Origin of the sequence: Salmonella sp. SAL04214, from assembly GCF_046550615.1 — a bacterium.
Lineage (GTDB): Bacteria > Pseudomonadota > Gammaproteobacteria > Enterobacterales > Enterobacteriaceae > Salmonella > Salmonella enterica.
Genome location: NZ_JBGDXT010000009.1, coordinates 76,913 through 96,687, shown reverse-complemented (window position 1 = coordinate 96,687; position 19,775 = coordinate 76,913). Strand labels below are relative to the sequence as shown.

15 protein-coding genes are annotated in these 19,775 nt (G+C 56.6%); all 15 read left to right on the top strand.

What is annotated here, in order from left to right; translation table 11 throughout:
• Positions 1 to 13: 13 nt before the first annotated feature.
• Entirely contained in the window at positions 14 to 166 is a 153-nt protein-coding gene (locus tag ACLJQD_RS15835; protein ID WP_001598667.1) for a hypothetical protein, read from the top strand.
• Between the two features lie 394 nt (positions 167 to 560).
• Positions 561 to 1,004 (top strand): NADH-quinone oxidoreductase subunit NuoA, encoded by a 444-nt coding sequence (nuoA, locus tag ACLJQD_RS15830; protein WP_000062993.1) that lies wholly within the window; start codon positions 561 to 563, stop codon positions 1,002 to 1,004.
• A 15-nt stretch (positions 1,005 to 1,019) separates the two neighbouring features.
• Positions 1,020 to 1,682, top strand: a complete 663-nt coding sequence (gene nuoB / locus ACLJQD_RS15825; protein WP_000386728.1) for an NADH-quinone oxidoreductase subunit NuoB — start codon at positions 1,020 to 1,022, stop codon at positions 1,680 to 1,682.
• An 86-nt stretch (positions 1,683 to 1,768) separates the two neighbouring features.
• Complete coding sequence (gene nuoC, locus ACLJQD_RS15820) at positions 1,769 to 3,571, top strand: NADH-quinone oxidoreductase subunit C/D (protein WP_000247855.1); 1,803 nt, start codon at positions 1,769 to 1,771, stop codon at positions 3,569 to 3,571.
• Positions 3,572 to 3,573: 2 nt separating this feature from the next.
• Positions 3,574 to 4,074 carry an NADH-quinone oxidoreductase subunit NuoE gene (gene nuoE, locus ACLJQD_RS15815; protein ID WP_000545038.1) on the top strand — a complete coding sequence of 167 codons (501 nt, stop codon included), beginning with the start codon at positions 3,574 to 3,576 and terminating at the stop codon, positions 4,072 to 4,074.
• Entirely contained in the window at positions 4,071 to 5,408 is a 1,338-nt protein-coding gene (gene nuoF, locus ACLJQD_RS15810) for an NADH-quinone oxidoreductase subunit NuoF (RefSeq protein ID WP_000800048.1), read from the top strand. The genes nuoE and nuoF overlap by 4 nt, the downstream gene beginning before the upstream one ends.
• 30 nt (positions 5,409 to 5,438) lie before the next feature.
• Complete coding sequence (nuoG, locus tag ACLJQD_RS15805) at positions 5,439 to 8,165, top strand: NADH-quinone oxidoreductase subunit NuoG (protein WP_017441457.1); 2,727 nt, start codon at positions 5,439 to 5,441, stop codon at positions 8,163 to 8,165.
• Positions 8,162 to 9,139 carry an NADH-quinone oxidoreductase subunit NuoH gene (gene nuoH, locus ACLJQD_RS15800; protein WP_000118515.1) on the top strand — a complete coding sequence of 326 codons (978 nt, stop codon included), beginning with the start codon at positions 8,162 to 8,164 and terminating at the stop codon, positions 9,137 to 9,139. Before nuoG ends, nuoH begins: the two co-directional genes overlap by 4 nt.
• A gap of 14 nt (positions 9,140 to 9,153) precedes the next feature.
• A complete protein-coding gene (gene nuoI / locus ACLJQD_RS15795; RefSeq protein ID WP_000172747.1) occupies positions 9,154 to 9,696 on the top strand; it encodes an NADH-quinone oxidoreductase subunit NuoI in 543 nt (180 codons plus the stop codon).
• A gap of 10 nt (positions 9,697 to 9,706) precedes the next feature.
• A complete protein-coding gene (gene nuoJ / locus ACLJQD_RS15790; RefSeq protein WP_000393522.1) occupies positions 9,707 to 10,261 on the top strand; it encodes an NADH-quinone oxidoreductase subunit J in 555 nt (184 codons plus the stop codon).
• Positions 10,258 to 10,560, top strand: coding sequence for an NADH-quinone oxidoreductase subunit NuoK (gene nuoK / locus ACLJQD_RS15785; RefSeq protein ID WP_000612687.1), 303 nt, complete (start codon positions 10,258 to 10,260; stop codon positions 10,558 to 10,560). The genes nuoJ and nuoK overlap by 4 nt, the downstream gene beginning before the upstream one ends.
• Positions 10,557 to 12,398 (top strand): NADH-quinone oxidoreductase subunit L, encoded by a 1,842-nt coding sequence (nuoL, locus tag ACLJQD_RS15780; RefSeq protein WP_001056582.1) that lies wholly within the window; start codon positions 10,557 to 10,559, stop codon positions 12,396 to 12,398. The genes nuoK and nuoL overlap by 4 nt, the downstream gene beginning before the upstream one ends.
• Positions 12,399 to 12,474: 76 nt before the next feature.
• Positions 12,475 to 14,004 (top strand): NADH-quinone oxidoreductase subunit M, encoded by a 1,530-nt coding sequence (nuoM, locus tag ACLJQD_RS15775; protein ID WP_000926428.1) that lies wholly within the window; start codon positions 12,475 to 12,477, stop codon positions 14,002 to 14,004.
• A 6-nt stretch (positions 14,005 to 14,010) separates the two neighbouring features.
• Positions 14,011 to 15,468 (top strand): NADH-quinone oxidoreductase subunit NuoN, encoded by a 1,458-nt coding sequence (nuoN, locus tag ACLJQD_RS15770; RefSeq protein WP_000156667.1) that lies wholly within the window; start codon positions 14,011 to 14,013, stop codon positions 15,466 to 15,468.
• 608 nt (positions 15,469 to 16,076) lie between these two features.
• Positions 16,077 to 19,775: autotransporter-associated beta strand repeat-containing protein (locus ACLJQD_RS15765; RefSeq protein WP_176169108.1), on the top strand; the 3,699-nt coding region annotated here is incomplete at its 3' end.

The following is a 19,775-nucleotide window of genomic DNA, read 5'->3' as shown; positions in this document are numbered from 1 at the left end:
TGGCTCTTTTTTTGTGCCCATCTGTACGCGCTTAACCGCACAAATTGTAAAAGTTGCGGTAAATCAGCCAGTAGCGATTTGCAGTTCAATGTGGGTAAAAAACAACCAGAACATCCATTTTATGAATTTGCATGTTAAAAAACTAGAGAAATTGTTGCTGTTTTAGGGGGTGAATTAACAAAAGCGTGTCACAGATCAAGAAAATACTCCCATTTAGGGGGAGGCATCTTCACAAATTCCTGTCAAAATAGGTGTGTGTTATTTCTTTTGCTTCACAACGGACACGATTCAACAACATAAAATCCCCCCTGGTCGAAGAGTCATTTTCTCCAGGATGGCACTTAATGTTAATGATGATGAATTGATGTAAATTAATGTGAAGGAACTTTTGTTAAAGTTGACAAAAGGTTATAGAAAGGAGTAAAAAACCACATCAATTAGCTGTTTTTATCATTTTCTACAGTAATTGTAGGGTTTTTTTTATTCCTCCCCATGAATCGATGTGGCGTCCATCTGCCGTAAAGAGCAGAGGAACTGGCGCTACTTTTGATGAGTAAGCAATGAGTATGTCAACATCCACTGAAGTCATCGCTCATCACTGGGCATTCGCTATCTTTCTTATCGTTGCCATTGGCCTGTGCTGCCTGATGCTGGTAGGCGGTTGGTTTTTGGGCGGTCGCGCACGCGCGAGGCACAAGAACGTTCCGTTTGAATCAGGTATCGACTCGGTCGGCACCGCCCGCTTACGCCTGTCTGCCAAGTTTTACCTGGTAGCCATGTTCTTCGTTATCTTCGACGTTGAAGCGCTGTATCTGTTCGCATGGTCAACTTCTATCCGCGAAAGCGGCTGGGTTGGCTTTGTGGAAGCTGCAATTTTTATTTTTGTGTTACTGGCTGGTCTGGTTTATCTGGCGCGTATTGGCGCGTTGGACTGGACGCCCGCGCGTTCACGCCGCGAGCGTATGAACCCGGAAACGAACAGTATCGCTAATCGTCAACGCTAACCGCGAGGCATTAAGATGGATTATACGCTCACCCGCATAGATCCTAACGGTGAGAATGACCGTTACCCCCTGCAAAAACAGGAGATCGTAACCGACCCCCTGGAGCAGGAAGTTAACAAAAACGTGTTCATGGGCAAACTGCATGACATGGTTAACTGGGGCCGTAAAAACTCAATTTGGCCCTACAACTTCGGCCTTTCTTGCTGCTATGTAGAGATGGTGACCTCTTTTACCGCAGTGCATGACGTTGCCCGTTTCGGCGCGGAAGTGCTGCGTGCGTCGCCACGTCAGGCTGACCTGATGGTGGTGGCCGGTACCTGCTTTACCAAAATGGCCCCGGTTATTCAGCGTCTGTATGACCAAATGCTGGAGCCAAAATGGGTCATTTCTATGGGCGCCTGCGCCAACTCCGGCGGCATGTACGATATTTATTCGGTAGTGCAGGGCGTTGATAAGTTCATCCCGGTGGATGTGTATATCCCTGGCTGTCCGCCGCGTCCGGAAGCGTATATGCAGGCGTTGATGCTGCTGCAAGAATCGATTGGCAAAGAGCGCCGTCCGCTCTCATGGGTGGTGGGCGATCAGGGCGTGTATCGCGCCAATATGCAGCCAGAACGCGAACGTAAACGCGGCGAGCGTATTGCCGTCACGAACCTGCGTACCCCGGACGAGATTTAATTTGCGCCTGTCGGCAGCAGCACTTCACTTCGCTAACCACTATTTTAATAGCGCGAAGCACTGCCGACCACCACGGACCATTTGCAATGGTGAACAATATGACCGACTTAACCGCGCAAGACGCCGCATGGAGTACCCGAGATCACCTTGATGATCCGGTTATCGGCGAACTGCGCAACCGTTTTGGGCCGGATGCCTTTACCGTTCAGGCGACCCGCACCGGTATCCCCGTTGTTTGGGTCAAGCGTGAACAACTACTGGAGGTTGGCGATTTCTTAAAGAAACTGCCGAAACCTTACGTCATGCTGTTTGACTTACACGGCATGGATGAACGCCTGCGTACGCACCGTGACGGGTTACCCGCCGCGGATTTTTCCGTTTTCTACCACCTGATTTCCATTGAGCGTAATCGCGATATCATGCTCAAGGTGGCGTTGTCTGAAAACGACCTGCGCGTGCCGACCTTCACTAAACTTTTCCCTAACGCCAACTGGTACGAGCGTGAGACCTGGGAGATGTTTGGTATTGATATCGAAGGCCACCCGCACCTGACGCGCATCATGATGCCGCAAACCTGGGAAGGCCATCCGCTGCGTAAAGATTATCCGGCGCGCGCGACCGAATTCGACCCGTTTGAGCTGACCAAAGCCAAGCAGGATCTGGAGATGGAAGCGCTGACCTTTAAGCCGGAAGACTGGGGGATGAAGCGCGGGACTGACAACGAGGACTTTATGTTCCTCAACCTCGGCCCGAACCACCCATCTGCGCACGGTGCGTTCCGTATTATCCTGCAACTTGACGGCGAAGAAATCGTCGACTGCGTGCCGGATATCGGCTATCACCATCGCGGCGCCGAAAAAATGGGCGAGCGCCAGTCCTGGCATAGCTACATTCCCTATACCGACCGTATCGAATACCTCGGTGGTTGCGTCAATGAAATGCCGTACGTGCTGGCGGTAGAAAAGTTGGCAGGGATCACCGTCCCGGATCGTGTGAACGTCATCCGCGTGATGCTCTCTGAACTGTTCCGCATTAACAGTCATCTGCTGTACATCTCGACCTTTATTCAGGACGTCGGCGCGATGACGCCGGTCTTCTTTGCCTTTACCGACCGGCAGAAAATTTATGACCTGGTGGAAGCCATTACCGGTTTCCGTATGCACCCGGCCTGGTTCCGTATCGGCGGCGTCGCGCACGACTTGCCGCGCGGTTGGGATCGCCTGCTGCGAGAGTTCCTTGAGTGGATGCCGAAGCGTCTGGATTCTTACGAGAAAGCCGCGCTGCGTAACACCATTCTGAAAGGGCGTTCGCAGGGCGTTGCCGCTTACGGCGCGAAAGAGGCGCTGGAGTGGGGCACCACTGGCGCAGGGCTGCGCGCGACCGGGATCGACTTCGACGTGCGTAAATGGCGTCCATACTCTGGCTACGAAAACTTTGACTTTGAAGTGCCGGTGGGCGGCGGTGTTTCCGACTGCTATACCCGCGTGATGCTGAAAGTGGAAGAGCTGCGCCAGAGTCTGCGCATTCTTCAGCAGTGCCTCGATAACATGCCGGAAGGCCCGTTCAAAGCGGATCACCCGCTGACCACGCCGCCGCCGAAAGAGCGCACGCTGCAACATATCGAAACCCTGATCACCCACTTCCTGCAGGTCTCCTGGGGCCCGGTGATGCCGGCGCAGGAGTCCTTCCAGATGGTGGAAGCGACGAAGGGGATTAACAGTTACTACCTGACCAGCGACGGCAGCACTATGAGCTACCGTACCCGCGTGCGCACGCCGAGCTTTGCGCACCTGCAGCAGATTCCCTCGGCGATCCGCGGTAGCCTGGTCTCCGACCTGATTGTCTATCTGGGTAGTATCGATTTTGTTATGTCAGATGTGGACCGCTAATTATGCACGAGAATCAACAACCACAAACCGAGGCTTTTGAGCTGAGTGCGGCAGAGCGTGAAGCGATAGAGCACGAGAAGCACCACTACGAAGACCCGCGTGCGGCGTCCATTGAAGCGCTGAAAATCGTTCAAAAGCAGCGTGGCTGGGTGCCGGACGGCGCGATCTACGCTATTGCCGATGTGCTGGGTATTCCGGCGAGCGACGTCGAAGGCGTCGCCACATTCTACAGCCAGATCTTCCGTCAGCCGGTCGGTCGCCACGTGATTCGCTACTGCGACAGCGTGGTGTGCCATATCACCGGCTATCAGGGGATTCAGGCCGCGCTGGAAAAAAATCTCAACATCAAACCGGGGCAGACGACCTTTGATGGTCGCTTTACGCTGCTGCCGACCTGCTGCCTGGGGAATTGCGATAAAGGGCCGAACATGATGATTGATGAGGATACTCACAGCCATCTGACCCCGGAAGCCATTCCTGAACTACTGGAGCGGTATAAATGAAAAACGTTATCCGTACTCCCGAAACCCATCCGCTGACCTGGCGTCTGCGCGATGACAAACAGCCGGTCTGGCTGGATGAATATCGTAGCAAAAACGGCTACGAAGGCGCGCGTAAGGCGCTGACCGGCCTGTCTCCGGATGAAATCGTCAGCCAGGTAAAAGACGCCGGTCTGAAAGGGCGCGGCGGCGCGGGCTTTTCCACCGGTCTGAAGTGGAGCCTGATGCCGAAAGATGAATCCATGAACATCCGTTACCTGCTGTGTAACGCCGATGAAATGGAACCGGGCACCTATAAAGACCGTCTGCTGATGGAACAGCTGCCGCACCTGCTGGTGGAAGGCATGCTGATCTCCGCGTTCGCGCTGAAAGCGTATCGTGGTTACATCTTCCTGCGCGGCGAATATATCGAAGCGGCTGTACATCTGCGCCGTGCGATTGCTGAAGCAACCGAGGCCGGGCTGCTTGGCAAAAATATCATGGGCACCGGGTTCGACTTTGAACTGTTTGTCCACACCGGAGCAGGGCGTTACATCTGTGGTGAAGAAACGGCGCTGATTAACTCCCTCGAAGGCCGCCGTGCGAACCCGCGTTCCAAGCCGCCCTTCCCGGCGACCTCCGGCGTATGGGGCAAGCCGACCTGTGTGAATAACGTCGAAACGTTGTGCAACGTCCCGGCAATCCTCGCCAACGGCGTGGAGTGGTACCAGAACATCTCGAAGAGCAAAGATGCGGGTACTAAGCTGATGGGCTTCTCGGGCCGCGTGAAGAATCCGGGTCTGTGGGAATTACCGTTCGGCACCACCGCGCGCGAGATCCTCGAAGACTACGCGGGCGGTATGCGCGATGGCCTGAAATTCAAAGCCTGGCAGCCGGGCGGGGCGGGAACCGACTTCCTGACCGAGGCGCATCTTGACCTGCCGATGGAGTTCGAAAGCATCGGTAAAGCAGGCAGCCGTCTGGGCACCGCGCTGGCGATGGCGGTAGACCACGAAATCGGCATGGTGTCGCTGGTGCGTAACCTGGAAGAGTTCTTTGCCCGCGAATCCTGCGGCTGGTGTACGCCATGCCGCGACGGGTTGCCGTGGAGCGTGAAAATTCTGCGCGCGCTGGAGCGTGGCGAAGGCCAGCCGGGGGATATCGAGACACTTGAGCAACTGTGTCGTTTCCTCGGACCGGGTAAAACCTTCTGCGCGCATGCGCCGGGCGCGGTTGAGCCACTGCAAAGCGCAATTAAGTATTTCCGCGAAGAATTCGAAGCTGGCATCAAGCAGCCGTTCAGCAATACCCATTTAATCAATGGTATTCAGCCGAACCTGCTCAAAGAGCGCTGGTGAGTTAACGATTTTTAATTTGGAAGCATGCTAATGGCTACGATTCATGTAGACGGCAAAGAATACGAGGTCAACGGCGCGGACAACCTGCTACAGGCATGTCTGTCCCTCGGCCTTGATATTCCGTATTTTTGCTGGCACCCGGCGCTGGGAAGCGTCGGTGCTTGCCGCCAGTGTGCGGTGAAGCAATACCAAAACGCGGAAGATACGCGTGGTCGCCTGGTGATGTCCTGTATGACGCCAGCCACCGACGGTACCTTTATCTCTATTGACGATGAAGAAGCGAAACAGTTCCGTGAAAGCGTGGTGGAGTGGCTGATGACTAACCACCCGCACGACTGTCCGGTCTGTGAAGAGGGCGGTAACTGCCATCTTCAGGATATGACCGTGATGACGGGTCACAGTTTCCGTCGCTACCGTTTCACCAAACGTACCCACCGCAACCAGGATCTGGGGCCGTTCATCTCTCACGAAATGAACCGCTGCATCGCCTGCTACCGTTGTGTGCGTTACTACAAAGATTATGCCGACGGCACCGATCTGGGCGTCTATGGCGCGCATGACAACGTCTACTTCGGGCGTCCGGAAGACGGTACGCTGGAAAGCGAATTCTCCGGTAACCTGGTCGAGATTTGCCCGACCGGCGTCTTCACCGATAAAACGCACTCCGAGCGTTACAACCGTAAATGGGACATGCAGTTTGCGCCGAGCATCTGCCAGCAGTGTTCCATCGGCTGTAACATCAGCCCGGGCGAGCGCTATGGCGAATTACGCCGTATCGAAAACCGTTATAACGGTACCGTTAACCACTACTTCCTCTGCGACCGCGGTCGTTTCGGCTATGGCTATGTGAACCTGAAAGACCGTCCGCGTCAGCCAGTTCAGAGCCGTGGCGATGACTTTATTACTCTCAACGCCGAGCAGGCGATGCAGGGCGCGGCGGATATTCTGCGCCAGTCGAAGAAAGTGATCGGTATCGGTTCGCCACGCGCCAGCATTGAGAGCAACTTTGCGCTGCGTGAGCTGGTTGGTGCGGAAAACTTCTACACCGGTATCGCGCGCGGCGAGCAGGAACGTCTGCAACTGGCGCTGAAAGTGCTGCGTGAAGGCGGAATTTACACCCCGGCGCTGCGGGAAATCGAATCTTATGACGCGGTACTGGTATTGGGCGAAGACGTTACCCAGACCGGCGCGCGCGTTGCGCTGGCGGTACGCCAGGCGGTGAAAGGTAAAGCGCGTGAAATGGCGGCGGCGCAGAAAGTGGCCGACTGGCAGATTGCGGCCATCCTTAACATCGGCCAGCGTGCCAAACATCCGCTGTTCGTGACCAACGTGGACGACACCCGTCTGGATGATATCGCCGCCTGGACCTATCGCGCGCCGGTGGAAGATCAGGCGCGCCTGGGCTTTGCGATTGCCCATGCGCTGGACAATACAGCGCCTGCGGTTGACGGTATCGACAGCGACTTGCAAAACAAAATTGATGTCATTGTGCAGGCGTTGGCCGGCGCGAAAAAACCGCTGATTATCTCCGGCACTAACGCCGGTAGCAGTGAGGTGATTCAGGCGGCCGCCAACGTGGCGAAAGCGCTGAAAGGCCGTGGCGCCGACGTCGGTATTACTATGATTGCCCGCTCCGTGAACAGCATGGGGCTGGGTATGATGGGCGGCGGTTCGCTTGATGATGCGTTGGGCGAGCTGGAAACCGGCAGCGCGGACGCGGTGGTGGTGCTGGAAAACGATCTCCACCGTCATGCAAGCGCTACGCGCGTGAACGCCGCGCTCGCCAAAGCGCCGCTGGTGATGGTGGTTGACCATCAGCGCACGGCGATTATGGAAAACGCGCATCTGGTGCTTTCCGCGGCAAGCTTCGCCGAAAGCGATGGTACGGTCATCAACAACGAAGGCCGCGCGCAGCGCTTCTTCCAGGTTTATGATCCGGCCTACTACGATAACAAGACGATTATGCTGGAAAGCTGGCGCTGGCTGCATTCGCTGCACAGCACCGTCGAAAACCGCGAAGTGGACTGGACACAGCTTGACCATGTGATCGACGCGGTCATTGCCGCCATGCCGCAATTTGCCGGCATTAAAGACGCCGCGCCGGATGCGACCTTCCGCATTCGTGGGCAGAAGCTGGCGCGCGAACCGCATCGTTACAGCGGTCGTACGGCGATGCGCGCCAATATCAGCGTGCATGAACCACGTCAGCCGCAGGATAAAGACACCATGTTCGCCTTCTCGATGGAAGGGAATAACCAACCGACTGCCCCGCGATCTGAAATTCCGTTCGCCTGGGCGCCGGGCTGGAACTCCCCGCAGGCGTGGAACAAATTCCAGGATGAAGTGGGCGGCAAACTGCGTCACGGCGATCCGGGCGTGCGTTTGATTGAAGCGACTGAGGGCGGTCTGGATTATTTCACTACCGTGCCGGCAAGCTTCCAGGCGCAGGACGGTCAGTGGCGTATTGCGCCGTATTACCACCTGTTTGGCAGCGACGAATTGTCTCAGCGTTCTCCGGTCTTCCAGAGCCGTATGCCGCAGCCGTATATCAAACTTAACCCGGCGGATGCCGCGAAGTTGGGCGTCAATGCCGGGACGCGCGTCTCCTTTAGCTACGATGGCAATACGGTGACGCTGCCGGTTGAAATCTCTGAAGGGTTAGCGGCAGGGCAGGTAGGGCTGCCGATGGGTATGCCTGGCATCGCGCCGGTTCTGGCTGGCGCGCGTCTTGAAGATCTGCGGGAGGCGCAACAATGAGTTGGATTACACCGGATCTGATTGAGATCCTGCTGAGCATTCTCAAAGCGGTGGTGATTCTGCTGGTGGTCGTCACCTGCGGGGCCTTCATGAGCTTCGGCGAACGTCGTCTGCTGGGTCTGTTCCAGAACCGTTATGGACCAAACCGCGTTGGCTGGGGCGGCTCGCTCCAGCTGGTCGCGGACATGATCAAGATGTTCTTTAAAGAAGACTGGATCCCGAAATTCTCGGATCGCGTCATCTTTACCCTGGCGCCGATGATCGCGTTTACTTCGCTGCTGCTCTCCTTCGCCATTGTGCCGGTTAGCCCTAATTGGGTGGTGGCCGATTTAAACATCGGGATTTTGTTCTTCCTGATGATGGCCGGTCTGGCGGTTTACGCGGTGCTGTTCGCCGGTTGGTCGAGCAACAACAAATACTCGCTGCTGGGCGCGATGCGCGCGTCTGCCCAGACGGTGAGCTACGAAGTGTTCCTTGGTCTTTCCCTGATGGGCGTGGTGGCGCAGGCCGGTTCATTTAATATGACCGATATCGTCAATAACCAGGCGCATCTGTGGAACGTGATTCCGCAATTCTTTGGGTTTGTTACTTTCGCCATCGCGGGCGTAGCGGTCTGTCACCGTCACCCGTTTGACCAGCCGGAAGCCGAGCAGGAACTGGCGGACGGTTACCACATCGAATATTCCGGTATGAAATTCGGTCTGTTCTTCGTGGGGGAGTACATCGGCATCGTCACCGTTTCCGCGCTGATGGTAACGCTGTTCTTCGGTGGCTGGCATGGCCCGTTCTTACCGCCATTCGTCTGGTTCGCGCTGAAAACCGCGTTCTTCATGATGATGTTCATTTTGATTCGTGCGTCGTTACCGCGTCCGCGTTATGACCAGGTAATGTCCTTCGGCTGGAAAGTTTGCCTGCCGCTGACGCTCATCAACTTGCTGGTAACGGCGGCTGTCATTCTGTGGCAGGCGCAATAAGGGACACAAAGACCATGACCTTAAAAGAATTATTAGTAGGTTTCGGCACTCAGGTACGCAGTATCTGGATGATCGGCCTGCATGCGTTCGCCAAACGCGAAACGCGGATGTATCCGGAAGAGCCGGTCTATTTACCGCCCCGTTACCGTGGCCGTATCGTGCTCACGCGCGACCCGGACGGTGAAGAGCGCTGCGTTGCCTGTAACCTGTGTGCGGTAGCCTGTCCGGTAGGCTGTATCTCTCTGCAAAAAGCGGAGACCAAAGATGGCCGCTGGTATCCGGAATTTTTCCGCATTAACTTCTCACGCTGCATCTTCTGCGGCCTGTGCGAAGAAGCGTGCCCGACCACGGCGATTCAGTTGACCCCGGACTTCGAACTGGGCGAATACAAACGTCAGGATCTGGTGTACGAAAAAGAGGATCTGCTGATTTCCGGTCCGGGCAAATACCCGGAATATAACTTCTACCGGATGGCGGGTATGGCAATCGACGGCAAAGATAAAGGCGAAGCAGAGAACGAAGCCAAGCCTATCGACGTCAAGAGCCTGTTACCGTAAGGAGAGGGCAATGGAATTCGCTTTTTATATCTGTGGCCTGATAGCCATCCTCGCGACCCTGCGAGTGATCACCCATACCAATCCGGTACACGCGCTGTTGTATCTGGTGATATCGCTACTGGCGATTTCCGGGGTGTTCTTTTCGCTGGGCGCTTATTTTGCCGGTGCGCTGGAAATTATCGTCTACGCAGGCGCCATCATGGTGCTGTTTGTGTTCGTGGTGATGATGCTCAACCTCGGCGGCAGCGAAATCGAACAGGAACGCCAGTGGCTGAAGCCGCAGGTGTGGATTGGTCCGGCGGTTTTGTCGGCCATTATGCTGGCGGTCATTGTGTACGCCATTCTGGGCGTTAACGACCAGGGCATCGACGGCACGCCGATTAGCGCGAAAGCGGTGGGCATCACGCTGTTCGGGCCTTATGTTCTGGCGGTCGAACTGGCGTCGATGCTGCTGCTGGCAGGCCTGGTGGTGGCGTTCCACGTCGGTCGTGAAGAGCGTGCGGGTGAAGTGCTAAGCAACCGCGCCGATGACCGCGCGAAAAGAAAAACGGAGGAGCGCGCATGATCCCCTTAACACATGGACTGATCCTCGCTGCGATTTTATTCGTCCTGGGTTTAACCGGTCTGGTTATCCGCCGCAATCTGCTGTTTATGCTGATCGGGCTGGAAATCATGATTAACGCCTCCGCGCTGGCCTTTGTGGTCGCCGGGAGCTACTGGGGCCAGACCGATGGTCAGGTGATGTACATTCTCGCCATCAGCCTTGCGGCTGCGGAAGCGAGTATTGGACTTGCGCTGTTGCTGCAACTCCATCGCCGTCGCCAGAACCTGAACATCGATTCAGTAAGTGAGATGCGTGGATGAACATGCTTGCCTTAACCATTATTCTGCCATTGATTGGCTTTGTCTTGCTGGCGTTCTCTCGCGGACGCTGGTCGGAAAATCTCTCCGCGACCATTGGCGTGGGCTCCGTTGGTCTGGCGGCGTTGGTGACAGCGTTTGTCGGGATGGATTTCTTCGCCAACGGCAAACAGGCGTTCAGCCAGCCGCTGTGGACGTGGATGTCGGTCGGTAACTTCAACATCGGTTTTAACCTGGTGCTGGACGGCCTGTCGCTGACCATGCTCTCTGTGGTCACCGGCGTCGGCTTCCTGATCCACATGTTCGCGTCCTGGTACATGCGTGGAGAAGAGGGTTACTCCCGCTTCTTCGCTTATACCAACCTGTTTATCGCCAGCATGGTTGTTCTGGTGCTGTCCGATAACCTGCTGTTGATGTACCTCGGCTGGGAAGGCGTGGGCCTGTGCTCTTATCTGTTGATCGGCTTCTATTACAGCGATCCGAAGAATGGCGCGGCGGCAATGAAAGCCTTCGTGGTGACCCGTGTCGGTGACGTATTCCTCGCCTTCGCGCTGTTCATCCTCTACAACGAACTGGGCACGCTGAACTTCCGCGAAATGGTCGAGCTGGCGCCAGCGCACTTTGCTGACGGCAACAACATGCTGATGTGGGCGACGCTGATGCTGCTGGGCGGCGCGGTCGGTAAATCTGCGCAGCTACCGTTGCAGACCTGGCTTGCCGACGCGATGGCCGGTCCGACGCCGGTCTCCGCGCTGATCCACGCCGCTACCATGGTGACTGCCGGTGTCTACCTGATCGCTCGTACCCATGGTCTGTTCCTGATGACCCCGGAAATTCTGCATCTGGTGGGCATTATCGGGGCGATTACGCTGGTCATGGCGGGTTTCGCCGCGCTGGTGCAGACCGACATCAAACGCGTGCTGGCCTATTCCACCATGAGCCAGATTGGCTACATGTTCCTGGCGCTTGGCGTGCAGGCGTGGGATGCGGCGATTTTCCATCTGATGACGCACGCCTTCTTTAAAGCGCTGCTGTTCCTGGCCTCCGGCTCGGTAATTCTGGCCTGCCATCACGAACAGAACATCTTTAAGATGGGCGGTCTGCGTAAGTCGATTCCACTGGTGTATGCCTGCTTCCTGGTGGGGGGCGCGGCGCTGTCGGCGCTGCCGCTGGTCACTGCGGGCTTCTTCAGTAAGGATGAGATCCTGGCTGGCGCGATGGCGAACGGTCATATCAATCTGATGGTGGCGGGTCTGGTCGGCGCGTTCATGACCTCGCTGTACACCTTCCGGATGATTTTCATCGTATTCCACGGGAAAGAACAAATTCATGCTCATGCAGGGAAGGGGATTACCCATCATCTGCCGCTGATTGTCCTGATGATCCTGTCTACCTTTGTTGGCGCGCTGATTGTACCGCCATTGCAGGGGGTGCTGCCGCAGACAACTGAACTGGCGCATGGTCGCGTCATGACGCTGGAAATTACCTCTGGCGTAGTGGCGATTGCCGGCATCCTGATTGCCGCATGGCTGTGGCTGGGTAAACGCACGCTGGTGACGTCGATCGCCAACAGCGCGCCGGGCCGTCTGCTGGGGACCTGGTGGTATAACGCCTGGGGCTTTGACTGGCTGTACGACAAAGTATTCGTCAAGCCATTCCTCGGTATCGCCTGGCTGCTGAAGCGCGACCCGCTTAATGCGTTGATGAACATTCCGGCTATCCTTTCCCGTTTTGCAGGCAAAGGCCTGGTACTAAGCGAGAACGGTTATTTGCGCTGGTATGTGGCATCCATGAGCATCGGCGCGGTTGTGGTGCTGGCGCTGTTGATGGTACTGCGTTGATCGTAAAGTGAATTTTATCCAAATTCGTTGAAAATCAGGCCTCTGTCAGAGGCCTTAAAAAGGAATAAAAATCGCCATGTTACTACCCTGGCTAATATTGATTCCCTTTATCGGCGGCTTTCTGTGCTGGCAGACCGAACGCTTTGGCGTGAAGGTGCCGCGCTGGATAGCGCTGATTACCATGGGGCTGACGCTGGCGCTCGGTCTGCAATTGTGGTTGCAGGGCGGCTACTCACTGACGCAATCCGCCGGTATTCCGCAGTGGCAATCTGAATTTGTCCTGCCGTGGATCCCGCGTTTTGGCATCTCTATCCATCTGGCGCTCGACGGACTGTCGCTGCTAATGGTGGTGCTGACCGGCCTGCTCGGCGTTCTGGCGGTGCTTTGCTCCTGGCGAGAAATCGAAAAATATCAGGGCTTCTTCCACCTGAACCTGATGTGGATCTTAGGCGGCGTTATCGGCGTGTTCCTGGCCATCGACATGTTCCTGTTCTTCTTCTTCTGGGAAATGATGCTGGTGCCGATGTACTTCCTGATAGCGCTGTGGGGCCACAAAGCTTCTGACGGGAAAACGCGTATCACGGCGGCGACCAAGTTCTTCATCTACACCCAGGCGAGTGGTCTGGTGATGTTGATTGCCATCCTGGCGCTGGTCTTTGTGCACTACAACGCGACCGGCGTGTGGACTTTCAATTATGAAGAGCTGCTGAACACGCCGATGTCCCACGGTGTGGAATATCTGCTGATGCTGGGCTTCTTCATCGCCTTCGCGGTGAAAATGCCGGTGGTGCCGCTGCATGGCTGGCTGCCGGATGCGCACTCCCAGGCGCCGACCGCCGGTTCTGTCGACCTGGCCGGTATCTTGCTGAAAACCGCCGCTTACGGTCTGCTGCGTTTCTCCCTGCCATTGTTCCCGAACGCGTCGGCGGAGTTTGCGCCGATCGCTATGTGGCTTGGCGTTATCGGCATTTTCTACGGCGCGTGGATGGCCTTTACCCAATACGACATCAAGCGTCTGATTGCTTATACCTCCGTTTCCCACATGGGCTTCGTGCTGATCGCTATCTACACCGGCAGTCAGCTGGCGTACCAGGGCGCGGTGATTCAGATGATTGCGCACGGTTTGTCCGCAGCCGGTCTGTTCATTCTGTGTGGCCAGTTGTACGAACGTCTGCATACGCGTGACATGCGTATGATGGGCGGCCTGTGGGGCAAAATGAAATGGTTGCCTGCGCTGTCTATGTTCTTTGCGGTGGCGACGCTCGGGATGCCGGGCACCGGTAACTTCGTTGGCGAATTTATGATTCTGTTCGGCAGCTACCAGGTGGTGCCGATGATTACCGTGATCTCCACCTTTGGGCTGGTATTCGCCTCTGTATACTCGCTGGCGATGCTGCATCGCGCTTACTTCGGTAAAGCGAAGAGCCAGATTGCCAGCCAGGAACTGCCAGGGATGTCGCTGCGCGAGCTGTTTATCATTCTGTTGCTGGTGGTGCTTCTGGTACTGCTTGGCTTCTATCCGCAGCCGATTCTGGATACCTCGCATTCTGCGATGAGCAACATCCAGCAGTGGTTTGTTAATTCCGTTACTACTACAAGGCCGTAAATCGCCATGACAATAACTCCACAACACCTGATTGCGCTGCTACCGCTGCTGATCGTCGGCTTGACGGTGGTGGTTGTGATGCTCTCCATTGCGTGGCGACGCAATCACTTCCTCAATGCCACGCTGTCGGTCATTGGGCTTAACGCTGCTCTGGTTTCGCTTTGGTTTGTCGGCCAGGCCGGGGCAATGGACGTCACGCCGCTGATGCGCGTTGACGGCTTTGCGATGCTCTACACCGGGCTGGTGCTGCTGGCGAGCCTCGCCACCTGTACCTTTGCCTACCCGTGGCTGGAAGGCTATAACGATAACCAGGAAGAGTTCTACCTGCTGGTGTTAATCGCCAGCCTGGGCGGAATTCTGCTGGCGAACGCCAACCATCTGGCGGCGCTGTTCCTCGGTATTGAACTGATCTCGCTGCCGCTGTTCGGCCTGATTGGTTATGCTTTCCGCCAGAAACGCTCGCTGGAAGCCAGTATCAAATACACCATCCTCTCCGCCGCCGCCTCGTCTTTCCTGCTGTTCGGGATGGCGCTGGTCTATGCGCAGTCCGGCAACCTGTCTTTCGAAGCGCTCGGTAAGAGCCTCGGCGATGGTATGCTGCACGAGCCGTTGCTGCTGGCGGGCTTTGGCCTGATGATTGTCGGTCTGGGCTTTAAACTCTCTCTGGTGCCGTTCCACCTGTGGACGCCAGACGTTTACCAGGGCGCGCCTGCGCCGGTTTCCACCTTCCTGGCGACGGCGAGCAAAATTGCTATCTTCGGCGTGGTGATGCGTCTGTTCCTCTATGCGCCGGTAGGCGACAGCGAAGCGGTACGCGTGGTGCTGGGCATTATCGCCTTTGCCTCTATCATCTTTGGTAACCTGATGGCGCTGAGCCAGACCAACATCAAACGTCTGCTCGGTTACTCTTCTATCTCTCACCTCGGCTATCTGCTGGTGGCGCTGATTGCCCTGCAGAGCGGCGAGATGTCGATGGAAGCGGTTGGCGTTTACCTGGCCGGTTATCTGTTCAGCAGCCTCGGCGCGTTTGGCGTGGTCAGCCTGATGTCCAGCCCGTTCCGCGGCCCGGATGCCGATTCCCTGTACTCTTACCGTGGTCTGTTCTGGCACCGCCCGGTTCTTGCCGCGGTGATGACGGTGATGATGCTGTCGCTGGCAGGTATCCCGATGACGCTGGGCTTTATCGGCAAATTCTACGTGCTGGCGGTCGGCGTTCAGGCCAGCTTGTGGTGGCTGGTCGCCGCCGTGGTAGTGGGTTCCGCGATTGGTTTGTACTACTACCTGCGCGTTGCGGTGAGTCTCTACCTGCACGCGCCGCAGCAACCGGGACGCGACGCGCCGACAAACTGGCAGTACAGCGCAGGCGGTATCGTGGTGCTGATCTCCGCGTTGCTGGTGTTGGTACTGGGCGTCTGGCCGCAGCCGCTGATTAGCCTTGTGCAACTGGCGATGCCGCTGATGTAATGCCGCGTTGATGATGTCAATAACCGCCGATTTATCGGCGGTTGAGGCTGATGGCCAACACCGGAGCCTCTAAATGTTGGATTGCATCCAACTTATGAAAACCTGTGACGCATAGAGACCATAGACTCGTTGGGTGAGGCGTAGCCGAAACCCAACACTTTTCCAACGAACACAGAACCAGATGCCGGATAAGGCGTAGCCGCCATCCGGCATCAACGTTGTATTCTCCTTTGTCAGCCATCCGACAGCGCCGCCAGGCGCTATTATATTCACACCTCCTCTATATTCCCCCTGAATAATAGATCAAAGCGATAAAATTCAACGCCAGTCAGCTTTGTTAATATAATTCGCAGTAATGTTATTTTGATTTATTTAATTTACATGAATCCAAACGGTAGAATTACTAATTATTACCGCAACCTCTAAGTGCATATAATCGTTAAATAAATTTATTTACACACCATGTCATGCTAATGTTCATTTATAAAATTTAATAAAATGAAAAATTCCGATTTATTATGTCGTAAACGTTACTCCGATATAGCCGGGTTTTGTGCTGCTTCACGGAGGTAAACAGAAAGGACAAAAAGAAAATAAGGACATAGTAAGTGAACAAAACCTACAATATTATATGGAACGCCGCCCGCGGCATGTATATTGTCACCTCCGAACTGGCGCGCAGTGGTAGCCGCGCTATCGTCAGCGTCAGCGCCTCGTGCGCGGTAACTCTGCTGGCGATGGATGCTGCCCCCGCCGTCGCAGAGGAAACGCGAGTTTCCATTCCCTCCCAGACCACCACCTACACCCTGTCAGGCGCTACGCCGTTCGTCGTGGAAACGGGCAATACCGTCGCCACCGACATAGCGACCAGCGCCGCCATCGTCGGCGATAACAGCAACGACTGGGATCTGCTGATTGAAAGCGGCGCTGTCGTGGGGAGCAGCCTGACCGACAGCCAGGCGATGAACCTGGATTCGTTAACGGGCGCCACCAGCGTACATAACCAGGGGACGATCACCGGTTCCAACGAGGATGGAACGATAATGCTTCAAAACGGCGGCAGCGTGATCAACGATGGCCGGATCGAGAACAGCGCAATCTACGTTCATAATCTCGACTACGGCGCTCCCGAAATAGATGCCGCCATTTATATGCTCAACGGCGGCAGTTATGTCAGCAGCGAAAACGGTGTGTTGGAAGGCGTTTCCGGGGTGATCGTCCAGAGCGGCGAGGTCCACATCACCAACGGCGGGATGATTAACTCCGACGGCTCCTGGCGCTCTTATGGCGTCGAGCTTCGGGGCGGCGCTTACGGTACGATTGTCAATACCGGCACCATTATCACCACGGCCAGCGATGGTTCAGGCGAGATTGAGGATGCGGCGATTTATGCCCATACCTTTGATGATATCGCGGCGGGCGATTATGTTTCTGTTGATAATAGCGGCCTTTTGCAGTCTGATTTTATTGCCGTCGCGCTGTACCACGGCGCGCATTTTGAAGTGATCAACCGCGTCGGCGGGGTAATCACGGCGGGAAACAGCAGCCTCGTCGGCATCCAGTCCGCCGCCATGGAACTTAAAGCGGGCGTCGGCAACCTCGTCACCAATGACGGCACGATTTCCGCATATGGCACCGCCAATACTTACGGCATCCATTATGGCGAAAGTACCTCCGGCGGCGTTATCACCAATACCGGCTCCATTACCACCACGGGCGGCGGCGCGGGAGACGCCAGCGTCTATGTCCACGGCAACGGCGACGGCACCGTCGTCAACAACAGCGGAACCATGAGTTCCAGCGTCTATGGTGTCTATCTCGACTCGGCACGTTCCAAAGGCCATACGCTCAATAACCAGGCCGGGGGCGCAATCTCGGCCAACACGGCGGTGGCGATTAATGGCAACGGCAATACCATCACCAACCAGGGGAAGATGACCGGCGTAAGCGACGGCCTCCTTATCAGCGGCAATAACAATATCGTTACCACCTCAGGCGGTGAAATTTCAGGCAAAAATGGTATCCGCGTCAGTAAAGGCAGCGGCAACCAGATAACGGCCAAAAGTGGAAGTAAGATCACCACCACCAGCACCGGCATCAGTATCGCTGGCGGCAATAACCAGGTCACGACCGAAAGCGGAAGCGCTATCGTCGCCAAAGACAACGGCATTCTGATTAACAGCGGCGCCAACAACGTCACCAATGGCGGCAGCATCACGGCGACCGGCTCCAGTATCTCTTACGGCATCCAGTACAATAGCGGCGCCAGCGGCACTATCACCAACACCGGCACCATTACCACAACGGGTAAAGGCGCCGGGGACGCGAGCGTCTATGCCCACGGCGGCGCTGTCACGATTAACAACAGCGGCACGATGGACTCCTCGGTATTCGGCGTCTACGTCACCACGGGCCACACGCTCAATAACCTGGCGGGCGGCTCCATCACGGCAAATACCGCCGTTCAGCTCAACGGCAATAACAATACGCTCGCTAATGCGGGAGCAATCCTGGGCGACACCAATGGCGTAACCATCAACGGCTCCGGCAACACCCTGACCAGTCAGGGGAAAATAACCGGCGGAACCAACGCCATTCTCATCAACAGCGGTAGCAAGAACAACACCCTCACCCTCAATACCGGTACGGAGATATCCGGCAGCATTACCGACGGCAACAACAGCGCCAGCGCCAACAATAATCTGATTCTGGACGGAGAGGGTACGCTGGGCAGCAGCATCAGCGGCCTGAACAGCGTGACCAGCAGCGGCGACTGGACGCTGTCGGGCGCGACGATGAACCTCTCGGGAACGACCAACAGCGCGCTTTGGGTAAAATCCGGCACGCTGATACTGAACGGCGCGATGACCGCCAAAGGCGCGACCGTCGATAGCGGCACGACGCTGCAGATTGGCAACGGCGGCACGCTGGGCGCGTTCAACGGCGACATCGTTGACAACGGCACGCTGACGTTTAATCGCAACGATGTCGCCGCCTACGGCAGCGTCATCAGCGGCAGCGGCAACGTGATAAAACAGGGCGGCGGCGAGCTGACGCTCAGTAACAACAACAGCTACAGCGGCGGCACCACCATTGCAGAGGGAACGCTGACCGCCACCGCTGGCGGCGCGCTGGGCAGCGGCAATATCGACAACCGCGCTTACCTCAAACTGGACGCGGCAAACTCCAGCGATCCCTTTATCGTCGCGGATCTCACCACCCACAGCGGCGCCACCGTTGAAATCGGCGCGGGCAGCACGCTACAGGCCAATACCCTGACCCAGCAGGACGGCAGCACGCTGACGGCCGATTTGACGACGACCAACGGCCCCGCCATCAGCGCAAAAAACGTTAATCTGGACGGCACGCTGCATGTCGCCTCACCCGCCAGCCAGGAGCCGATACGCAGCACCGACGATCTGATCTCCCTGGCGCTTATCGAATCGGACAACGCCATTAGCGGCGATTTTGACGGCATCACTATCAACGGCAGCGCCATGAACCCGGACGCGTTCATTACCGTCGTGGGGCAGAAAAACGTCAATGACACACACTATGATCTGGTCGAGACGTTGACGTGGTATGCCGATCGCTACAACGCCGCCATCGACGCCCACGGCATCTTCAACCTGGCGGATGCCGACGACAGCTTTACGGTCAACACGGTGCTGGAAGACGTTGACGCCAACAGCGCCAGCGACTGGGACGGCCAGTCGCTTACCAAAACCGGCGCAGGCACGCTGATCCTGAATGCGGAAAACACCTATACCGGCACCACCACCATCAGCGGCGGCACGCTGATTGCCACCAACGTTGAGGCGCTGGGTACCGGCGACGTCACCGACAACGCCACGCTGGAACTGAACGCCAGCGGTACCTTCGACAACGCCATCAGCGGCAGCGGCCAGGTAGTGAAATCCGGCGACGGCGCGCTGACGCTCTCCGGCGCCAACAGCTACAGCGGCGGCACGCTTATCAGCGGCGGTACGTTGATTGCCGGGCGCGTTGATGTATTGGGCAGCGGCGACGTCACCGATAACGCCACGCTGGAGATGAATACCGGCGGTGACTTCGCCAACAATATCGGCGGTACGGGCAGCGTGGTGAAATCCGGCGATAAGACGCTCACACTCTCCGGCACCAATACTTATCGCGGCGGCACCACCATCAGCGGCGGCACGCTGGTCGCCAGCAACGTTGATGCGCTGGGCAGCGGCGATGTTACCGACAACGCCACGCTGGAGATGAATACCGGCGGTGACTTCGCCAACAATATCGGCGGTACGGGCAGCGTGGTGAAATCCGGC